The organism is Altericroceibacterium spongiae (genome assembly GCF_003610805.1).
In the GTDB taxonomy this organism is placed as follows: domain Bacteria; phylum Pseudomonadota; class Alphaproteobacteria; order Sphingomonadales; family Sphingomonadaceae; genus Altericroceibacterium; species Altericroceibacterium spongiae.
In genome coordinates this window covers 378,100-397,624 of record NZ_RAPF01000003.1, presented here as the reverse complement: position 1 = coordinate 397,624, position 19,525 = coordinate 378,100, and the positions used below count along the sequence as shown (strand labels likewise).

Sequence of the window (19,525 nt, the reverse complement as noted above, 5' to 3'; positions counted from 1 at the left end):
GCGATGTCTGGCGGAATAAAGGCCGTTTAAGCGGTTTGCGGCGCAGCCTGACGCACGCCTTCATCGACATGCGCTTCGAATTCGGAGAAATTGTCCACGAAAAGCTGCACCAGCTTTTGCGCCGTGGCGTCATATTCGTCCTTATCCGCCCAGGTCGCCCGCGGATCGAGAATGGAATCGTCGACACCGGGGACGGAGACCGGCACTTCGAAACCGAAATTCGGATCCTTGCGGAATTCGGCATTGTTGAGCGACCCGTCGAGCGCGGCATTGAGCAGCGCGCGGGTTTCCTTGATCGGCATCCGCTTGCCCACGCCATATTTGCCGCCGGTCCAGCCGGTATTGACCAGCCAGCAGGAGACACCGCCCTTGGCGATGCGTTCTTTGAGCAGATTGCCATAGACGCTGGGGTGGCGCGGCATGAAGGGGGCGCCGAAGCAGGTCGAGAAGGTCGCTTCGGGTTCGGTCACGCCGATTTCCGTGCCAGCCACTTTGGCAGTGTAGCCCGAAAGGAAATGATACATGGCCTGATCGGGCGTCAGCCGCGCAATCGGAGGCAGCACACCGAAAGCATCGGCAGTGAGCATGATGACATTGGACGGAACCGGGCCGAGATTCTTTTCCGAACAGTTCGGAATGAAATCGATCGGATAGGCACCGCGGCTGTTTTCGGCGAGCGTGTTATCGTCGAAATCGAGCGTGCGGGTTTCCTCATCCATCACCACATTTTCGAGCACGGTGCCGAAACGTTTGGTGGTGGCGTAGATTTCCGGTTCGGCTTCGGGCGACAGACGGATCATCTTAGCATAGCAGCCGCCTTCGAAATTGAAGACCGCCGTATCGGACCAGCCATGTTCATCGTCACCGATCAGCGTGCGGCTGGCATCGGCGGACAGGGTGGTCTTGCCGGTGCCCGACAGGCCGAAGAAGACCGCCGTTTTGCCATCGTCGCCGATATTGGCCGAGCAGTGCATCGGCATAACGCCCTTCACCGGCAGCAGATAGTTGAGAATACCGAAGACGCTCTTCTTCATTTCACCGGCATATTTGGTGCCGCCGATCAGGATCAGCTTTTCTTCGAGATTGACCGCGACCACCGTTCCGGTGCGTGTGCCATGCCGTTCCGGGTCAGCCTGAAAACTGGGCAGATCGATAATGGTATATTCGGGATCGAACCCTTCCAGCTCTTCCGCCGACGGACGGACCAGAAGCGTCCGGACGAAGAGATTATGCCATGCCAGCTCGTTAATGACCCGTACCTTTACACGATGTTCGGGCTGCGAACCGCCGAACAGATCGGCGACATAAAGCGTGTCCCTCTTCGCCACTTCGGCAAGGAAATCCTCTTTGAGCGCCGCAAAATGTTCGGGCGTCATGGGCACGTTGACCTTGCCCCACCACACCGTGTCTTCGGTTTCGGCATTGCGGACGATGAATTTATCCTTGGCCGAACGGCCGGTATGCTGGCCGGTTTCGACCACAAGGGGACCATCCTTGGCAAGGCGACCTTCACCATTGCGGATAGCGTTTTCGACGAGGGCGGACGTACCGAGATTGGCCAGAATCTCGGCGTCGGTTTTTATGCCCTGATCGGAAAGGGGCTTGGAAAGGGAAGCGGTCACTGCGGTCTCCGTCTAGTCCTGGAATATGGCACGAAATAGAAATTCTAAGGAATATCCCTTGTTATTTCCGCAATAGTCCGCACTACGCGCCGCGTCAATTTGCCATATTTGTGCATATTTTTTTCTCTTTTATACCCAAAGCGTGCATAAACATAATTCGTTAACATCGCAGGAATAGTGGTGACAGCGTGAGCCAATACGCTGGACAAGCCATGTATTATGCAAGGGCGTTCTGCATATCATTTGCACCGGATATTGCGTGCAGCCCTTGAAAGGATAGTCTATCCACCTCCCATGGCTGCCGATATCGATCCTTTACCCAGCACCCATGGCCCCTTTCCGGCCGATCAGCGTGTCATCGCTCTGGTCGATGACGACCGGAACATTCTCACCACCCTGTCTATCGCCCTGCGGGCCGAAGGCTTCGCCACGCGCGTCTATTCGGATGGCGAAACCGCACTGAAGGCGCTGCGCGACAACCCGCCCGATCTCGCCGTTTTCGACATCAAGATGCCGCGGATGGACGGGATGGAGCTGCTGCGCCGCCTGCATGAGACCACGACACTTCCGGTCATTTTTCTCACCAGCAAGGATGACGAGCAGGATGAGGAAGCCGGGCTGATGATGGGCGCGGACGACTATATCGCCAAACCCTTCAGCCAGCGTCTGGTTATTGCCCGCATTCAGGCAATCCTGCGCCGCACTGCGCCGGCTATCGAAAATGAAACAGGGCGGACGGAACCCGTTGCGGAGACCGGCCAGCCGGTCAGAATGCTGGAACGCGGTCGGCTGAAAATGGACCCGGCGCGCCATCTGGTCACCTGGCAGGACAAGCCGGTGGGGCTGACCGTAACCGAATTTCTGATCCTTGAAGCGCTGGCGCAGCATCCCGGGGTCATCAAAAGCCGCAATCAGCTGATGGATGCAGCCTATCCCGACGACACCTTTGTCGATGACCGGACGGTGGACAGCCATATCAAGCGGTTGCGGCGTAAATTCCGTGCAGTCGATCCCGGTTTCGGTGCCATCGAAACGCTTTACGGGGCAGGTTACAGCTTCACCGATGGCTGAGCGCTCCGCACGCGGGCGGCGCCTCGAAAGGCTGGCCTTCCCGCTCAGCACTTCGCTGACAGCGCGCATTCTCGCGGTGAATATCATCGCGCTGACCCTGCTGGGCGGAAGTCTGCTGTTCCTCGATTCCTATCGCCGGCAATTGCTCGAAGAGCGTTTCAAACTCGCTTCCACCGAGGCGCAGATCACTGCCGAAGCGCTGACCGGGGTGAGCGAAACACGGCAGGAAGAACTGCTCGCCAAAATCGGCCGCGAACAGCATATGCGCCTCCAGCTTTACAGTGCGGAAGGGCATTTGCTGAAAGACAATTTCATCCTTTCCGGGCCGACTTTCACGCTGATCGATCCGGACAGCGAACCCTGGTTGCAGGACGCTGCCCGTGCGCTCGACCGAGGGATAGACTGGCTGGTGCGGGCCGAAAAGGTTCCCGATTATGCCGCCCCGGCCAGCGAAAATGCCCCGCCCCTGCCCGAAGTCACCGAAGCGCATAACGATGCCACAACCACGACCCGGCTGCGCTATGCGCCCGACCGCACGCCGGTTATCACCGCGGCCACACCGTTATCCTCGGGGACGATTCTGCTCACCACGCGCAATGCGCTCGATATCACCCAGTCGGTCCGCGATGCCCGGCAGACTCTGGCCATCATCGTGGCGGTGGCGCTGTTCATTTCGATCCAGCTTTCGCTCTATCTCGCCCGCACTATTGTCGAGCCGCTGCGGATGCTGGTGCGCGCGGCGGTGAGAGTGCGGCGCGGGCGCGACCGTGAAGTGGAAGTGCCGCGGATGAGCGAGCGGCGCGACGAGATCGGCCTGCTCGCCCGCGCGGTGTCGGACATGACCACCACTTTGCGCCAGCGGATCGATGCGGTGGAAACATTCGCCGCCGATGTCGCGCATGAGATCAAGAATCCGCTCGCATCTCTGCGCAGCGCTATCGACTCGCTGACCTCGGTGGAAGACCCTGCCCTGCGCGCCCAGCTCACCGATATTGCCGCGCATGATGTGCGGCGGATCGACCGGCTGGTGACCGAGATTGCCGAGGCCAGCCGGATCGATGCCGAGCTGAGCCGGGCCACATTCGAACAGATCGATCTCAGCGAAATGATCGGCCATGTTCTGCAGGCTCGCGAAGGGCGCGGTGAAAATCGCGATTGCCGTATCCTGATCGATCATGGCGACGGCTCCGCGCTGGTGATGGGCGTGGCAGCCCGGCTCGAAAGGGTGATCGACAATCTGCTCGACAATGCCGTCTCCTTTTCACCGCCCGGCGGCTGCATCACTATTGGCTTGCAGCATAAGGATACCGGCCATGTGGAAATAGCCATTTGCGACGAAGGGCCGGGCATTCCTGCGAATCAGCGCGAGGATATTTTCACGCGGTTCCATTCGGTCCGCCCGGAGAGCGAAAATTTCGGCGACCATAGCGGTCTGGGCCTTGCCATTGCGCGGACCATTGCCGAAGCACATGACGGAAAATTGCAGGCTGCCGACCGGACGGACGGCAAAGCGGGTGCCTGCCTGATTCTGGAGCTGCCTGCCCTGTGATCCCTTTTCTGCATCAGGCCAGTTGCGTTGCGATCGGCGGCCGGGCCGTGCTGATCGAAGGTATGCCGGGGAGCGGCAAATCCAGCCTGGCGCTTCATCTGATCGACCGGGGCGCCGTTCTGATCGGCGATGACGGGGTGGCTCTGTGTCCGCATGGGGGGCAGCTACACGCCTCGCCACCACCCAATATTGCGGGCAAACTGGAGATCCGCAATGTCGGGCTGATCGATCTGCCGACGACCAGCGCACCGGTGGCGCTCATCATCCAGCTCGATCCCGATGCGCCGCGCTATGTCGAGGAAGCCGAGAGAACCGAAAGGGCCGGCATTCTGCTGCCGCTGATCCAGCTCTATCCTGACAGTGCCACCCTGCCGCTGCGCAGCGAATGGGCGCTCTCCCTGCACGGTCTTTCGCTCTCCTGAAAGCTGGCGGCAACAGATAGCATGTGAAGAAAAGCTTGCGGGCTCTTCACATTTCCCGGTCTTGGGCGCACACAGCGCTGATGGCCAGCGAGTCACTCGATACAGGGCCCGATACGGGACGCGATACAAGGCAACGCATATTGCTCGTCACGGGCATGCTGGGTGCCGGGAAAACCACCGCGCTGCGCGAACTGGAAGATCTGGGCTGGGAAGTGATCGACAATTTCCCCGTGCGCCTGCTCGACCGGCTCGTCCAGCCACCGCCCGAGGAAAACGATACGGGCGATTCCGCCCCGCCACCGCTCGCCATCGGTTTCGATTGCCGCACGCGGGGTTTCGACCCGGCGGAGCTGATCGCTCAGGTAAAGGACCTGTCCGAACGCGACGATCTGGTCGTGACTACCCTGTTCCTCGATTGCGCCGCGCATGAGCTGGTGCGCCGTTTCGACGAGACACGCCGGCGTCATCATCTGGCGCGCGACATGCCGGTCGGCACCGGAATCGCGGCGGAGCGCGAATTGCTCAGCCCGCTGCGGCGCTGGGCCGATATGCTCGTCGATACGAGCGGTTTTTCCACCAATGAGCTGAAGCAGGCGGTGCGCGAGAAATTCGCCGGTTCCGCCGGCGATGCCATGACGGTGACAATTTCGAGTTTCGGCTTTTCGCGCGGTGTCCCGCCGATTGCCGATCTGGTGTTCGACATGCGCTATCTCGATAATCCGCACTGGGACCCGGAATTGCGTCCGCTCACCGGGCTGGACGAACCTGTCGGGCGCCATATCGAAACCGACCCCGCTTTCATTTCCACTTTCCCCAAGATTCGCGACCTGCTGCTCGAACTGCTTCCGCTCTATGCCGCGCAGGGGAAAAGCTATGTCAACATCGCTTTCGGCTGTACCGGAGGGAGACACCGTTCGGTCAATATGGCAGAACGTATCGCGAAGACCTTGCGTGAAGCGGGTTTTTCGCCCACGGTGCTGCACCGCAACCTGGCGTCCCGCGCTGCCGAAATAATAGAAGGGCCACAGCAGCCGTGACCGAATTTTTGCTTTCCCACGCTTCCGGGCGTGTCGTGGCCCTTGGCATGATGGGTTGTGCAATCGCATGATCGGCATAATTCTTGTCACTCATGGCCAGCTGGCCGAAGAATTCGTCCGTGCCATGGAGCATGTCGTTGGAGAACAGGATGCAGTCGCCACGGTCTGCATCGGCCCCAATGACGATATGGAAGTCCGGCGTCAGGAAATTGCCGATGCCATTCTTTCGGTGGATAGCGGGAAGGGTGCAGTTATCCTGACCGATCTGTTCGGCGGCACCCCCTCCAATCTCGCCATTTCGCTGATGGAAGCGGGCAAGGTGGAAGTGATCGCCGGTATCAATTTGCCCATGCTGATCCGTCTGGCCGGCGCACGCAAGACGATGGAACTGACAAAGGCGGTTGCCGCCGCCCGCGATGCCGGGCAGAATTACATCACCATTGCCTCGGAACTGCTGGGGCAGGAAGTCTGAGACCGGTCAACGGTCCACAATCGGGAGGGAGCGGCTTGGAAAGGGCAAGCGCGCAGGTACTGATCGTCAATAAACGGGGCCTTCATGCAAGGGCCAGCGCCAAATTCGTCGGAACCGTCGCCACGATGGAAGGCGCCAGCGTTCAGGTGACCAAGGATCAGAACAGCGCCGCCGGCGGATCGATTCTCGGCCTGATGATGCTGGGCGCGGCCAAGGGCGATGAAATAACCATCACGGTCGAAGGGCGCGATGCCGAAAGCCAGCTTGCCGAACTGGTGGCCCTGATCGAAAACGGTTTCGGCGAGGACTGACCATTTCCATGCGCCGCACGATTACCGGCTTTTCCAACCCGACCGTCAAATATCTCCGCTCACTGCGGGATAAGAAGCACCGGAGGCGCGAAGGCCGGTTTCTGGCCGAAGGGCTGCGCCTGCTGACCGATGCGCGCGAATGCGGCACTTTGCCCGAAACGCTGGTGATGGCCGAAAACCGCGATCCCCACCCTCTGCTCTCGGAGCTGGAACGCGCGGTGGAACAGGCCGGGGGCGAAATCATCGAGACCACGCCGGATATTCTTGCCAAGATCACCGGCAAGGACAATCCGCAAGCGATTGCCGGTATTTTCACCGAGTTCGACACCTCGCTCGACAGGCTGGACCGGGATAGCGCTGCGATCTGGCTGGTGGCGCAGGCCCTGCGCGATCCGGGCAATCTGGGCACCATGCTGCGCACCGGCGATGCGGTGGGCGCAGGCGGTCTGATCCTGATCGACGATTGCGCCGATCCCTTCTCGGTCGAAGCGGTGCGCGCCAGTATGGGCGCCATCTTCACCCAGTCTGTCGCACAGGCAAAATGGGAAGATTTTCACACCTGGCTGCGCGCCGGCAAAGGGCAGCTTGTCGCCGCTTCGCTGCGCGATGCCCGGCCCTATCGTGGCGCACCCTATCAGGCGCCCTGCTTCGTGATGGTCGGCAATGAATCGCAGGGCCTGCCCGAAAGCTACGAAATGGCCTGCGATCTGCGTGTGACCATGCCGATGCGCGGCCGGGCCGACAGCCTCAACGCCGCCGTGGCCGGAGCGGTGCTCGCTTATGAAGTGCTGGACAATCTCGACAAACCCTGAGTTAAAGCCCGCTCGCTGACGCCTGCGGCCGAAAATATTTTTCGCGCCGCACAAATATTCAGCCGGTCATTAAGATAAGGCTCACCCTGTCTCGTGTAAGAACCGGTTCATGCCTCGCGCTCTGCCCGCCTTTCTGCTGCTATGCCTTGCAGGCTGCGCCATCCGCCCCACCGCGGACCATCAGCTTGCGGATAGCGAATGGCGGCTCACCACGCTCGACGGCGCGGCACCGGCCGGCAACAAACCCGCCAGCCTGTCTTTCAAAGGCAGCGAAGTGCAGGCCAGCATCGGCTGCAACAGGATGCGCGGCGCATGGCATGTCGAGGAACAAAGGCTGCTGGCCGGGCCATTCCGGCAAACCACCGTGGAATGCCGCGATATCGGCCTGTTCGAACAGGAACAGGCGCTTCAGTCTCTGCTCGTCGCGGGGCCGAAAATGGATCTGGAAGGTGACCGCCTGACGCTCCGGTCAAGCGGCCATCAGGCTCTTCTCCAGAAGATCAGTCCCCGGCAATAAAGCTGGTAATGCTCCATTTGCCGTTCCGGCTCGACGCCATCAGGCGATAATCGAGCAGGCTGCGCAGCTTGTCCGTCTCGACATAACCCTTTTCGCCATCACGCAAAGTAACCGGCTGATAGCGATCGTCTGGCACCAGCCGGTCGATCCGCACCACATCCCAGGAAATCCGTTTCAGCGTGTCGGCATCGGGATGCGGCTCGGTCATCACCCGCACATTTTCATCGGTGACCAGCATACCATTGGCTGGATTGACCGTGTCGAAGCTCTGTTCGAAATACCAGGGAATCGTGATCCCGCCATGGCCATTGGTCGAGCAACCCAGCGTCAGCAAAGTATCCAGTTCTTCCCAGAGATCCCATTCGTCATCTTCCAGTCTGCGGCGCAATTCTTCTGCTCCGGCAGCACCGTTGAAATCGAGCTTGATATCCTCTGCCGATAAGGCAACCAGCCCGTCAACATCGCGATTCTTCACCACTTCAGCCAGCTTGGCGCGAAATTCCTCCGCCCCTTTCACATCGCCACATTCGTCTCGCGGGGCATAAGGCCCCTTGGCGAGAGCAGGGTCCGGCACTTTTTTGAACTGAGTGAGATTTTCCGCCGTCTTAACGACCTTGTCTGCCGGCGCATCATGCCGGTCGCACGCCTGAAGAGACAAGGCGAGTGCGATCACAACAGGCCATTTCATTTTTCGTCCTTTACTCCTGATCTTTGTCGCCTTCGGTCAATGACCGCGCAGCGTCCTGGGAAGATGATGCAAGGCTGGCATGCAACGGCGCGCCTTCGACAAGAGAAATGTCGTCAGAGATTTCGCGCTTGCCAATCTCGATATGCTTTTCCCGCAATTTGCGGGCCGATACCAGCACTCTTGTATCAAAGCTGCGGGTAAATTCATTATAAGAGCTAACCGCACGGCCAAGATGAGTTCCCATCTTGCCCAGATCTTCGGAAATTTTTGCCAGACGGTCATACAGCTCACCCCCCAGACGACCGATTTCCTTGGCTTCCTCCGCCAGTCCGACTTGTCGCCAGACCTGCGCCACAGTGCGGGCAATCGCCACAAGATTGGTCGGTGTTGCCAGCAACACTCTGTTCTTGAATGCAAAATCCCACAGTCCGGGATCCTGTTCAAGCGCCGCTGCGACGAAATGTTCTCCGGGTACGAACATCACTACATAATCGGGCGCATCCTCGAACTGGCTCTGATAGCTCTTGGTCCCGAGAGTCTGGACATGATTGCGCATCGCCTTGGCATGGGCAGCCAGCGCTGCATCGCGCTGCTCCTCCGTATCGGCGTCGAACGCATCCTGATAGGCGTTAAGCGAGACCTTGGCATCGATCACCAGCTTCTTGTGCCCCGGCACATTGACGATCGCATCGGGACGTAGCCGGCCATCCTCGGTATCGATCGACTGTTCGAGCAGGAAATCGGTATGTTCGGACAGACCGCATTGTTCGAGCACATTGCGCAATTGCTGCTCCCCCCAGCGCCCGCGCGCCTTGGGGGCGTTGCGCAAGGAATTGCCCAGCCGCGCCGCTTCGGCCCGCACCTGTTCCTGCCCTTCGCGCATGGACTGGATCAGCCCGGTCAGCTGACCAAAAGCATCGACTCGTTTCGCTTCGAGCTGTGCGACCTGTTCTTCATAATTTTTCAGCTTTTCGCCCACCGGATGCAGCAATGCGCGGATTTTTTCCTCGGAGCTTTTCTCGGCATGGCCGAAACGCTCCGTGGCGCGTTTCAGAAAAGCCTCCTGCGCTTCGCCGAGCACGCGCGAACCGGTATTCTGAAATTCCTTGAGCAGATTTTCGCGCGTTTCGACCAGCAGTTTCTTTTGCTCCTCGAAACCGGCAGCCTGCGTTTTCAGCGCGGTCAGCTCTTCGCGCGCCTGGTCGAGCTGTTCGGACAGCCGGTCGGCCCGCGCGGCCCGGTCGCTCATCGTGGCAAGTTCGGGCGCCATGCGGGCGATTTTTTCGTTCATCTCGCGCGCTTCCTGATCGCGCGCGCGGAAGCGCGATTCCCACTGCGCGACAGGACGCGATCCGGCGAACCAGCCCCCTGCTGCGCCCAGCCCCAGTGCTATCAGCACGACGATAAGAGTAACGATAGGATCCATATCTTTTCCTATCGGGAACGCATCAGGAACACCAGAGAGCCGGATGGCGATTTCCACCAGTGATATGGCGTATATGCCGCCGGAAGAGCGCGCCGCATCTCAAAGGCAGCGGCATATCTCGTTCCAGACTGGTACAACACGGCGTGAAAGCTCCCGGTAAGGGTTTCTATGCAATACAGCGCCTATTGCATGCTTTGCCTGAACGAAATGTTGCAGGCGAGTCGATTAATCAGACCGGATCGCCTCATTGCCCGATTATTTTCACCAGCCCGTCAGCCAATCCGGCGAGACCACGAAGCTCTCCGCCGCGGCCGCAAGCCCGGCGCCGGCGCATGACTGGGTGGCACAGGTAAAAGCGCGCAGGCAATCGCGCCGCACGCGGCGAGTAAAACAAGCTGCCGGTCTGGCGCTCATTCTGGCAGTCGGCGTGCCGACTATGGCCGCTGTGGCCGCACCCGGCACCTGGTATGGCGTAGCAGAGAAGCCCGAAAAACCCGCTGCCGCCACTGAGCGCTTCGGCTTCGAAATTCCCGGACAAAGCTTTCCCGGATCGGCATTCTATTATGTCCAGCCTTCAGGCACAGCCTCTGCCGCGCGGGACGATCAGGCTGCAAGCAGCCATAATCCCGATCAAGCTGCGGCACTTGCCGGACCGGCGGCACGCCCGTTCCATATGGCAGGAACCGCGCTTTCGGGTGCAAGAGCGCAGCAATGTCTGACCATGGCAGTCTATTACGAAGCGGCCAGCGAATCCGATTCCGGGCAGCGGGCCGTGGCTCAGGTGGTTCTCAACCGGGTGGCCCATCCGGCCTATCCCGATACGGTATGCGGCGTGGTCTTTCAGGGATCGGAACGGCGAACGGGCTGCCAGTTCACCTTCACCTGCGATGGATCGCTTGCCCGCAAACCGGCGCGCCTGTGGTGGGACCGGGCCGAGAAAGTGGCGGTACAGGCTCTGGCAGGCACGGTCTATGCGCCGGTGGGTCTGGCCACCCATTATCATACGGTGCAGGTCCATCCTTACTGGGCCGGGTCGCTCACCCCCGCCGGTGCGATCGGGATGCATCAGTTCTATCGCTGGCAGGGCGCTGCCGGCCGGCCGGCCAGTTTTTCGGAACTGTATCGCGGACATGAACCGCTGCCTGGCAAACCGGCTGCCGCTGCCAACGCCCCGGCCCCCGACCCCGCTGAACTCGCCCGCGAATGGGCGCAGCCTGCTGGCGAAGACTCTGCTTCGATGGGGCAGAACAGCACCGCTTCGACAAGTATCAACGGCATTCCTGAGCGCAATGCCGCGCCGGTTTATTCGCAGGCTATTCGTGAGCGCGGGGGCGACAGGTTGTTCGTCGGCGATTTGCCGTCCGCCTCGCAGGTAAAGCCCGAATATGCGACGTCGGGCCAGTGGATCGCCAAGCCCTGAGGCGCTCGCATCACCCTTAATACGCTGTTTACCATAAGCGAAAATCTTAGCTTCAGTCTCCCGCTTTAGGGGTTTGCCGCGCGGCACGAATGGGTGTCGCTTATCGAAGAGGCAAATTCCCGCATGACGATCCGCTTTTCCGCATCGGAACACACATCTGTCAGCCCTTGGCGCCGGTTCGCCGCGAGCGCGGTCTGCGGTCCTGCCTGCAATGATAACGATCCGGAAGCACCCAGCGACTCGATTCTGCGCGCGGCACTGCGTCTGTTTGCCGAACATGGTCTGTCCGCCGCCCGCCACGCCCGCGATAAAGCGGAAGACGCCTTCTTCGCCGCCGATCGCGAGGCCTATCGCTGGTGGTTCGCCGTTTGTCAGGCGCTCGACCGCAAAGTTGCAGCAGAAGTTAACCACTACTCAGACGACGGGCAGCAATCCCTCTGAAAAACCAATCGAACAATCTTAACGAGTCAGTGACCTCTTTGATTTATCCCTCCTTACTAAGAGGAGCGATGTGATATACCGACTGACCCATATTCTGGATAATATGCTCGGCGGAATGTTTGACGGCGATGAGCGCAATGAGCGCGTACGCCACAAACTGGTCGAGACTCTCTATACCCAGCCCGTCAGTCTGGCTCTGGGAGCGTTTTGCGGCGTCTGCGCCAGCCTGACGGCTGTCTATGTAACGCGTAGTATACCGCTCGCTGCAGCCTCGGCCATGCTGGCGCTGATCGGTATCATGCGGGTGCTGATGGCAACGCATGTCGCGCGCTTCAATCTCGATCGCGATGCCAAAACGCTGGAACTGCTTTACGAAATCGGGGCTTTCAGCTTCGCTTTCGCCTCGGGTCTGGTCGGTGCGTTCACCCTGCTGGAAAACACCAACCGCCATATCGAAGTGCTGATTATCGTCTATGTCGTCGCTTACGGCGTCGCGATAGCCTCGCGCAATGCCGGGCGGCCACTGATCGCTATCGGGCAGCTTCTGCTGGCGCTTCTGCCAATCATCGCCGTGAGCTTCTATATAGGGACGATCGGTCTGATCGCGCTCGGCATATTGCTGATGTTCATGGCCGTGGCCATGGCCTCGATTTCCATGAACATCTTCAATGTTCTGAAGGAACAGATCATGGCGGCCGAAGCCAGCGCCGAGATGGCGGACAAGATGCGCAATCTGGCTCGAACCGATGTCGTGACCGGCCTGACCAATCGTGCCGGGCTCAATCACGAGCTTGTCGAAAAGCTGATGGCCCTGCCCGATGGCCGGCGTCTGGCGCTGCTATGGCTCGATCTCGACAAATTCAAGGAAGTGAACGACACGCTCGGCCATCCGGTCGGCGACCGGGTGCTGGCGGAAATGGCCAGCCGCCTGCGCGCCCGGGCGCCTGCGGACGCCACTATTTCACGCTTCGGCGGGGATGAATTCATCGTCGTGTGCGAAGTGGATGATCGCGCGGCATGCGAAAGGCTTGCCGCCGCCGTGCTGGAAGATATCCGCCGTCCGCTGCGTTTCGACGGGGAACGGATCGAAACCGCTACAAGCATGGGCGTCGCTCTGCTGCCCGACGATGGCGGCGATATCGACACGCTGATGCAAAGCGCCGACCTCGCCCTTTATCACGCCAAGATCAACGGCCGGAACCAGATCTGCTTCTTCGATGCATCCATGACCCGCAATCTGGTGCGCAAGAAGGAAATCGAGGCCGAATTGCGCGCGGCGCTGCAACGGGACGAATTGTCGATTTTCTTCCAGCCGATCGTCGATCTCGAAACCGGCCATATCCGGTCCTTCGAAGCACTGGTGCGCTGGTTCCACCCCGAAAAGGGCGAGTTGCGCCCCGACGAATTCATTCCGGTAGCCGAGGAAACCGGGGTTATTATCACACTGGGCAACTGGATCACGGCCCAGGCCGCCCGCGCCTGCGCCCAGTGGCCCGAGGATGTGACCATAGCGGTCAATCTCTCCCCCGTGCAGATCCGTGCACCGGGCGCGGCTCTGGGCATTCTCTCGGCTCTGCGCGACGCCAATCTCGATCCCTCGCGGCTCGAACTGGAAGTGACCGAAAGCCTGTTCCTCGACGACAATCAGCACACGGCGCGCTTTATCGACGAGCTGGCGGCTCAGGGTGTGCGTTTTGCGCTGGACGATTTCGGCACCGGCTATTCATCGCTCGGCTATATCAACAAGTTCCCGTTCAAAAAGATCAAGGTGGATCGCAGTTTCGTGTCCGGCCCCAATGTCGGACTGAAGAGCGATGCCATCATCCGCGCCGTGGCCGAAATGGGCGCCACGCTGGAAATGGATATCGTGGCCGAGGGACTGGACACGATCGAGCAGGTCCGCACCGTGCGCAATGCCGGCTGCACATTGGGACAGGGCTATTATTTCAGCCGCGCCGTACCCGATTATCTCGCGGCCATGCTCCTGGCGCAGGAACAGGAAACGCCCCCTTCAGCCCGGCTGGCGGGATAAGCCGGGCGCTATTCGGGTTTCCCCGCGAAGCCCGCTCTTGTCAGACAAATTCCTGGAAGCCATACTTAAGCCAAGGGTTTGCGAGCCTTTCGCAACACTATTGCTATTAGTTCGCATTATCTATACTAAGTTGCACCCTCATGCTTTTAACGGTTGCAATGGGGTTCCCACCTGCCTACGGAAACCTTGTTACGGCCTGCAACGCCCCTTTCGCGGGAAGCAGGGACGCAGGCCCTTATTACGGCAACCGGCTCCCGCATCGCGGAAGGATACTGAAGAATCATGGCCCGCAAAAAAATTGCTCTTATCGGCGCCGGCAATATTGGCGGCACGCTGGCCCATCTCGCAGCCCAGAAGGAACTGGGCGACGTCGTCCTCTTCGACATCGCTGAAGGCATCCCTCAGGGTAAAGCGCTCGACCTCAGCCAGTGCGGTCCGGTTCAGGGCTTCGACGCCAAGGTCACCGGCACCAATGATTATGCCGATATTGCAGGGGCCGATGTCATCATCGTTACCGCAGGCGTTCCCCGCAAGCCGGGTATGAGCCGCGACGATCTTCTCGGCATCAACCTCAAGGTCATGCAGCAGGTCGGGGAAGGCATCAAACAGAACGCGCCCGACGCTTTCGTGATCTGCATCACCAACCCGCTCGACGCGATGGTCTGGGCGCTGCGCGAATATTCGGGCCTTCCGCATAACAAGATCGTCGGCATGGCCGGTGTACTCGACTCGGCCCGCTTCGCCACCTTCCTCGCCTGGGAATTCGGCGTATCCGTGCGTGATGTGAACGCTTTCGTTCTCGGCGGCCATGGCGATACGATGGTGCCCGTTGTCGAATATTCGACCGTTTCAGGCATTCCCGTTCCCGATCTCATCAAGATGGGCAAATCCACCCAGGAAAAGATCGACCAGATCGTCGACCGCACCCGCAAGGGCGGTGGTGAAATCGTCGGCCTGCTCAAAACCGGTTCCGCTTTCTACGCCCCGGCCGCCTCGGCCATTTCCATGGCGGAAGCCTATCTTGGCGACCAGAAGCGCATCCTGCCCTGCGCCGCACATCTGACCGGCGAATATGGTGTGGACGGCCTCTATGTCGGCGTGCCCGCAATGATCGGCGCCAATGGCATTGAAGAAGTCGTCGAAATCGCTCTCGACGATACTGCCAAGGACAATCTCAACGTGTCGATCGGCACGATCAAAGAGCTGATCGAAGCCTGCAAGGGCATCGATAGCAATCTTGGCTGACCGCGCTCCCTCCAAGGCAGCCTGACCCGATGTTTTCCAGCCTTCTTCTGGCCGCAGCCACAGCGCAGGGCACACCCGCCGCCTATCCGGCGCAGGATGTGCTCTCCGTGTTCGAACATAGCTGCACGCCGATTGCCGATTTCGACAAAGCTACGGCTCTGGCGGAAAAGGCAGGCTGGAAAACCTTCGATGCAGTACCCGACTCGAAAGTCGGCCAGCTGATCGCATTCGGACGGCGCGCCATGGAGCGAATGGGTACGGACATGGAAGTCATCGAAGGCGGTACCTATCGCCGCGAGGTTTCCGGTCGCGATTTATATATGGTTATTTCCGGCGTCCGTGGCGCCGGTTTCGAATCCCGGGGCTGTCGCATCTATGACTTCGATGCGGCGGCGCCGATCGGCAAAGCCGAACTGACGGAATGGGCCGGGCGTGAACCGTCTTCCGATCCTTCGGAAAACTCTCCTATCCTGTCTTATGGGTGGGAACCAGGTCTCACTCCCGATCATACCGATATGGAAGTCATTTTTGCCGAGCAGGACGCAGATCTGCCCGGCCCTCTCGCAGAGCTGCCTTTAAGCGGCCTCGTATTTTCTGCCTCCATCGTGGAGTTAACCGATCAATGAGCATTCTCGTCGACAAGAACACCAAGGTCATCACGCAAGGGATGACCGGTGCTACCGGCACGTTCCACACTGAACAGGCCCTCGCCTATGGCACCCAGATGGTCGCCGGCGTAACCCCCGGAAAGGGCGGCACCGAACATATCGGCATTCCCGTCTATGACACGGTTGCCGAAGCCAAGGACAAGACCGGCGCGACCGCCAGCGTCATTTACGTTCCGCCGCCCTTCGCAGCCGATTCCATTCTCGAAGCGATCGACGCCGAAGTCGAACTGATCGTAGCTATCACCGAGGGTATTCCGGTGATGGACATGGTCCGCGTAAAGCGTGCCCTGCAGGGTTCCAAATCGCGCCTCATCGGCCCGAACTGCCCCGGCGTGCTGACACCCGGCGAATGCAAGATCGGCATCATGCCCGGCTCGATCTTCAAGAAGGGTTCGGTCGGTGTCGTGTCGCGCTCCGGCACGCTGACTTACGAAGCCGTGTTCCAGACCACCAATATCGGCCTTGGCCAGACCACGGCTGTGGGCATTGGCGGCGACCCGGTGAACGGCACCAATTTCATCGATGTGCTGGAACTGTTCCTCGCCGACGATGAAACCGAAAGCATGATTATGATCGGTGAAATCGGCGGCTCTGCCGAAGAAGAAGCCGCTCAGTTCCTCAAGGACGAAGCCAAGCGCGGGCGCAAGAAGCCGATGGCCGGTTTCATCGCCGGTCGCACGGCGCCTCCGGGACGCCGCATGGGCCATGCCGGTGCGATCGTCTCCGGCGGACAGGGCGGTGCCGAAGACAAGATCGCTGCAATGGAAGAAGCCGGCATTCGCGTTGCAGCTTCCCCCAGCGAACTCGGCACCACGCTGAACGAAGTTCTCAAGGAACTCGCCTGATTTTTTGGGAGCCGGTCCTGATATTCGGGCCCGGCTCCTTACATTACTAGAATGTCCGGCACAGATAGCCGACGGCTGAAGGTGGCCCAAATGGGTAATGAAAAGCACGACTTCCTACCAGAATTCGACCAGGATGACCTGGACGCAGGGCCCCAGCCCGGCCCAAGCTGGCAGAATGCCAAATGGCCGCTCTCCGATGCGGCCGATAGCGACGATCTGACGCAGGGTCTCGATCCCTTTGCGCTGAAACTCGCCGTCAAAGAAGCCTCCAAGAAGGCCGGCAAGCCGATCGATAACAAGACGATCGAACAGGCTGCCTCCGATTCCGTTCAGGCAATGATGCTGATCCGCACCTATCGGGTGCGCGGCCATCTCGTTTCCGAACTCGACCCACTGAATCTCAGCACGCGCAAGCTACCCGACGATCTTAAGCCCGAATGGCACGGCTTTACCGCCGAAGCACTCGATCGCCCGGTCTATATCGGCGGCACGCTTGGTCTCGACTGGGTAACCCCGCGCGAGCTGGTGAATATCCTCCGCAAGAATTACTGCGGCAAGGTCGGCCTCGAATATATGCATATTTCCGATGTGGAGGAACGTCGCTTCCTTCAGGATCGGATCGAAGGGCCCGACAAGGTCATCGAATTCACGCAGGAAGGCAAACGCGCCATCCTCTCTGCCGTGATCCGCGGCGAGGAATATGAGAAATTCCTCGGCAAAAAATATGTCGGCACCAAGCGTTTCGGCCTCGATGGCGGCGAAAGCATGATCCCGGCACTCGAAGCGGTGATCAAATATGGTGGCCAGTACGGCGTGCGCGACATCGTTTATGGCATGGCCCATCGCGGCCGCCTGAACGTGCTCGCCAATGTGATGGCCAAACCCTATCGTGTGATCTTCCACGAATTTTCCGGCGGTTCGGCCAATCCCGACGATGTCGGCGGTTCGGGCGATGTGAAATATCACCTCGGCACCAGCACCGATCGCGAATTTGACGGGATCAAGGTACATATGTCGCTGGTCCCCAACCCGTCGCATCTCGAAACGGTCGATCCGGTGGTGCTCGGTAAAGTCCGCGCACAGCAGGCTTTCCGCGAAGATCTGGACACGCATGAACAGGTTCTGCCGGTTCTGATCCATGGCGATGCCGCCTTTGCCGGTCAGGGTATCGTGTGGGAATGCTTCGGCCTGTCGGGCGTGCATGGTTACAATACGGGTGGCTGCATCCACTTCGTCATCAACAACCAGATCGGCTTCACCACCAGCCCGAAATTCGCCCGCTCCTCGCCCTATCCGTCCGATGTGGCAAAGGGTGTGCAGGCGCCGATCCTGCATGTGAACGGCGATGATCCCGAAGCAGTCACTTTCGCCTGCAAGCTCGCCATCGAATATCGCCAGCGCTTCAAGCGCGATATCGTGATCGATATGTGGTGCTATCGCCGCTTCGGCCATAATGAAGGCGATGAACCGAGCTTCACGCAGCCGATGATGTATGCGCAGATAAAGCAGCATCCGCGGGTCAGCGAACTCTACGCCGGACGGCTCGAAAAAGAAGGCGTGATCGAAAGCGGTTATGCTGCCGGAGCACGCGACGAATTCGAAACACTGCTCACCAACGAATTCGATGCTGCCAAGGATTACAAACCAAATGAAGCGGACTGGTTTGCCGGTCGCTGGAGCGGTCTGCACAAGCCGGCCGACCCCGAAACAGCCCGCCGCAACATCCATTCCGCAGTGGAACGCAAACTGTTCGACAGTCTCGGCCGCACACTGACAACGGTTCCCGAAGAGCTTGAAATTCACAAGACTCTCGGCCGCGTGCTCAAGGCCAAGGGCAAGATGTTCGAAACCGGCGAAGGCTTCGACTGGGCGACTGCCGAAGCGCTGGCTTTCGGCAGCCTCGTGACCGAAGGCTTCGGTGTCCGCTTGTCGGGACAGGATTCGGGCCGCGGCACATTCTCGCAGCGCCACGCCATCTGGGTCGACCAGAAGGATGAGAGCAAATATATCCCGCTCTGCACGCTGCCGCACGGCAAGTTCGAAGTCTATGACAGCCCGCTTTCCGAATATGGCGTGCTCGGCTTCGAATATGGCTTCGCCCTTGCCGACCCCAAGACTCTGGTCCTGTGGGAAGCGCAGTTTGGTGACTTCGCCAATGGCGCACAGATCATCATCGACCAGTATATCGCGGCCGGTGAAGTGAAATGGCTGCGTGCCAACGGGCTCGTGCTGCTGCTGCCGCATGGTTATGAAGGCCAGGGTCCGGAACACAGCTCCGCCCGGCTCGAACGCTTCCTGCAGCTTTGCGCAAACGATAATATCCAGGTTTGCAACATCACTTCACCCGCGAACTATTTCCATGTTCTGCGGCGCCAGATGCTGCGTTCCTTCCGCAAGCCGCTGGTCATCATGACGCCGAAATCGCTGCTGCGTCATCCGATGGCCAAATCTTCCGCGGAAGAATTCCTGGAGGACAGTCACTTCCGCCGGATCATGTCCGATACAAAGGACATTCCCGATGAGAAGGTGAAGCGTCTGGTGCTGTGCTCGGGCAAGGTCGCTTACGATCTCATCGAAAAGCGCGATCACGAAGGGCTGGACGATGTCTCCATCGTGCGGATCGAACAGCTCTACCCGTTCCCCGGCGAACCGCTCGCTGTCCGGATGAAGCGTATGCCCAATCTGGAAGATGTCGTGTGGTGTCAGGAAGAGCCCAAGAATAACGGGGCATGGTTCTTCGTGCAGGACCGTATCGAGGATGCGCTTACCGCTGCCGGACATCAGGGCAAACGCCCGAAATATGCCGGTCGCGAAGAAGCCGCTTCCCCGGCAACCGGCTTCGCCAAGCGCCACCAGGTGCAGCAGGAAGCTCTCGTCTCCATCGCGCTCGGCCTTGCCGATGGCGGGATGGCACAACGTAATGGCAATCAAAGCAGGAAGGCCTGAG

The 19,525-nt window shown here is 59.7% G+C and carries 18 protein-coding genes; 15 read left to right on the top strand and 3 right to left on the bottom strand.

Translation table 11 applies throughout. The features are described from left to right. Positions 1–26 precede the first annotated feature (26 nt). A complete protein-coding gene (locus D6851_RS07870) occupies positions 27–1,622 on the bottom strand; it encodes a phosphoenolpyruvate carboxykinase (RefSeq protein ID WP_120324325.1) in 1,596 nt (531 codons plus the stop codon). A gap of 294 nt (positions 1,623–1,916) precedes the next feature. On the opposite strand from D6851_RS07870, the gene D6851_RS07865 reads away from it, so the two are divergent. The 8 genes from D6851_RS07865 to D6851_RS07830 all read left to right on the top strand — a co-directional run bounded on the left by D6851_RS07865 (position 1,917) and on the right by D6851_RS07830 (position 7,813). Continuing rightward, entirely contained in the window at positions 1,917–2,693 is a 777-nt protein-coding gene (locus D6851_RS07865) for a response regulator transcription factor (protein ID WP_120324324.1), read from the top strand. After that, entirely contained in the window at positions 2,686–4,242 is a 1,557-nt protein-coding gene (locus tag D6851_RS07860) for a sensor histidine kinase (RefSeq protein ID WP_120324323.1), read from the top strand. Before D6851_RS07865 ends, D6851_RS07860 begins: the two co-directional genes overlap by 8 nt. After that, entirely contained in the window at positions 4,242–4,664 is a 423-nt protein-coding gene (locus D6851_RS07855) for an HPr kinase/phosphorylase (RefSeq protein WP_120324449.1), read from the top strand. Before D6851_RS07860 ends, D6851_RS07855 begins: the two co-directional genes overlap by 1 nt. A gap of 80 nt (positions 4,665–4,744) precedes the next feature. Next, positions 4,745–5,701: an RNase adapter RapZ gene (gene rapZ, locus D6851_RS07850; RefSeq protein ID WP_120324322.1), complete on the top strand. Its 957-nt coding sequence runs from the start codon at positions 4,745–4,747 to the stop codon at positions 5,699–5,701. Positions 5,702–5,768: 67 nt separating this feature from the next. After that, positions 5,769–6,173, top strand: coding sequence for a PTS sugar transporter subunit IIA (locus tag D6851_RS07845; RefSeq protein WP_120324321.1), 405 nt, complete (start codon positions 5,769–5,771; stop codon positions 6,171–6,173). A 35-nt stretch (positions 6,174–6,208) separates the two neighbouring features. Next, positions 6,209–6,484: an HPr family phosphocarrier protein gene (locus tag D6851_RS07840; RefSeq protein WP_120324320.1), complete on the top strand. Its 276-nt coding sequence runs from the start codon at positions 6,209–6,211 to the stop codon at positions 6,482–6,484. Between the two features lie 8 nt (positions 6,485–6,492). Next, positions 6,493–7,296 carry a TrmH family RNA methyltransferase gene (locus tag D6851_RS07835; RefSeq protein WP_183030027.1) on the top strand — a complete coding sequence of 268 codons (804 nt, stop codon included), beginning with the start codon at positions 6,493–6,495 and terminating at the stop codon, positions 7,294–7,296. 109 nt (positions 7,297–7,405) lie between these two features. Next, positions 7,406–7,813 carry an META domain-containing protein gene (locus tag D6851_RS07830; protein ID WP_120324318.1) on the top strand — a complete coding sequence of 136 codons (408 nt, stop codon included), beginning with the start codon at positions 7,406–7,408 and terminating at the stop codon, positions 7,811–7,813. Here D6851_RS07830 and D6851_RS07825 read toward each other — a convergent pair. Then, positions 7,797–8,501 (bottom strand): hypothetical protein, encoded by a 705-nt coding sequence (locus D6851_RS07825; protein WP_120324317.1) that lies wholly within the window; start codon positions 8,499–8,501, stop codon positions 7,797–7,799. The two genes, D6851_RS07830 and D6851_RS07825, sit on opposite strands and share 17 nt — an antisense overlap. A 10-nt stretch (positions 8,502–8,511) precedes the next feature. Further along, entirely contained in the window at positions 8,512–9,927 is a 1,416-nt protein-coding gene (locus D6851_RS07820) for a DNA recombination protein RmuC (protein WP_120324316.1), read from the bottom strand. 247 nt (positions 9,928–10,174) lie between these two features. Here D6851_RS07820 and D6851_RS07815 point away from each other — a divergent pair, with 247 nt between their 5' ends. The 7 genes from D6851_RS07815 (at position 10,175) to D6851_RS07785 (ending at position 19,524) form a co-directional block, all read left to right on the top strand. Continuing rightward, entirely contained in the window at positions 10,175–11,347 is a 1,173-nt protein-coding gene (locus tag D6851_RS07815; RefSeq protein ID WP_238473988.1) for a cell wall hydrolase, read from the top strand. A 123-nt stretch (positions 11,348–11,470) separates the two neighbouring features. Continuing rightward, positions 11,471–11,788, top strand: a complete 318-nt coding sequence (locus D6851_RS07810) for a hypothetical protein (RefSeq protein ID WP_147395444.1) — start codon at positions 11,471–11,473, stop codon at positions 11,786–11,788. 70 nt (positions 11,789–11,858) lie between these two features. After that, a complete protein-coding gene (locus tag D6851_RS07805; RefSeq protein WP_238473987.1) occupies positions 11,859–13,820 on the top strand; it encodes a putative bifunctional diguanylate cyclase/phosphodiesterase in 1,962 nt (653 codons plus the stop codon). 282 nt (positions 13,821–14,102) lie between these two features. Beyond that, positions 14,103–15,065 carry a malate dehydrogenase gene (gene mdh / locus D6851_RS07800; protein ID WP_120324313.1) on the top strand — a complete coding sequence of 321 codons (963 nt, stop codon included), beginning with the start codon at positions 14,103–14,105 and terminating at the stop codon, positions 15,063–15,065. A gap of 29 nt (positions 15,066–15,094) precedes the next feature. Next, a complete protein-coding gene (locus tag D6851_RS07795) occupies positions 15,095–15,691 on the top strand; it encodes a hypothetical protein (RefSeq protein ID WP_120324312.1) in 597 nt (198 codons plus the stop codon). Next, positions 15,688–16,578, top strand: a complete 891-nt coding sequence (gene sucD / locus D6851_RS07790; protein WP_120324311.1) for a succinate--CoA ligase subunit alpha — start codon at positions 15,688–15,690, stop codon at positions 16,576–16,578. The genes D6851_RS07795 and sucD overlap by 4 nt, the downstream gene beginning before the upstream one ends. Positions 16,579–16,668: 90 nt before the next feature. Continuing rightward, positions 16,669–19,524: a 2-oxoglutarate dehydrogenase E1 component gene (locus tag D6851_RS07785; protein WP_120324310.1), complete on the top strand. Its 2,856-nt coding sequence runs from the start codon at positions 16,669–16,671 to the stop codon at positions 19,522–19,524. Position 19,525: the final 1 nt, after the last annotated feature.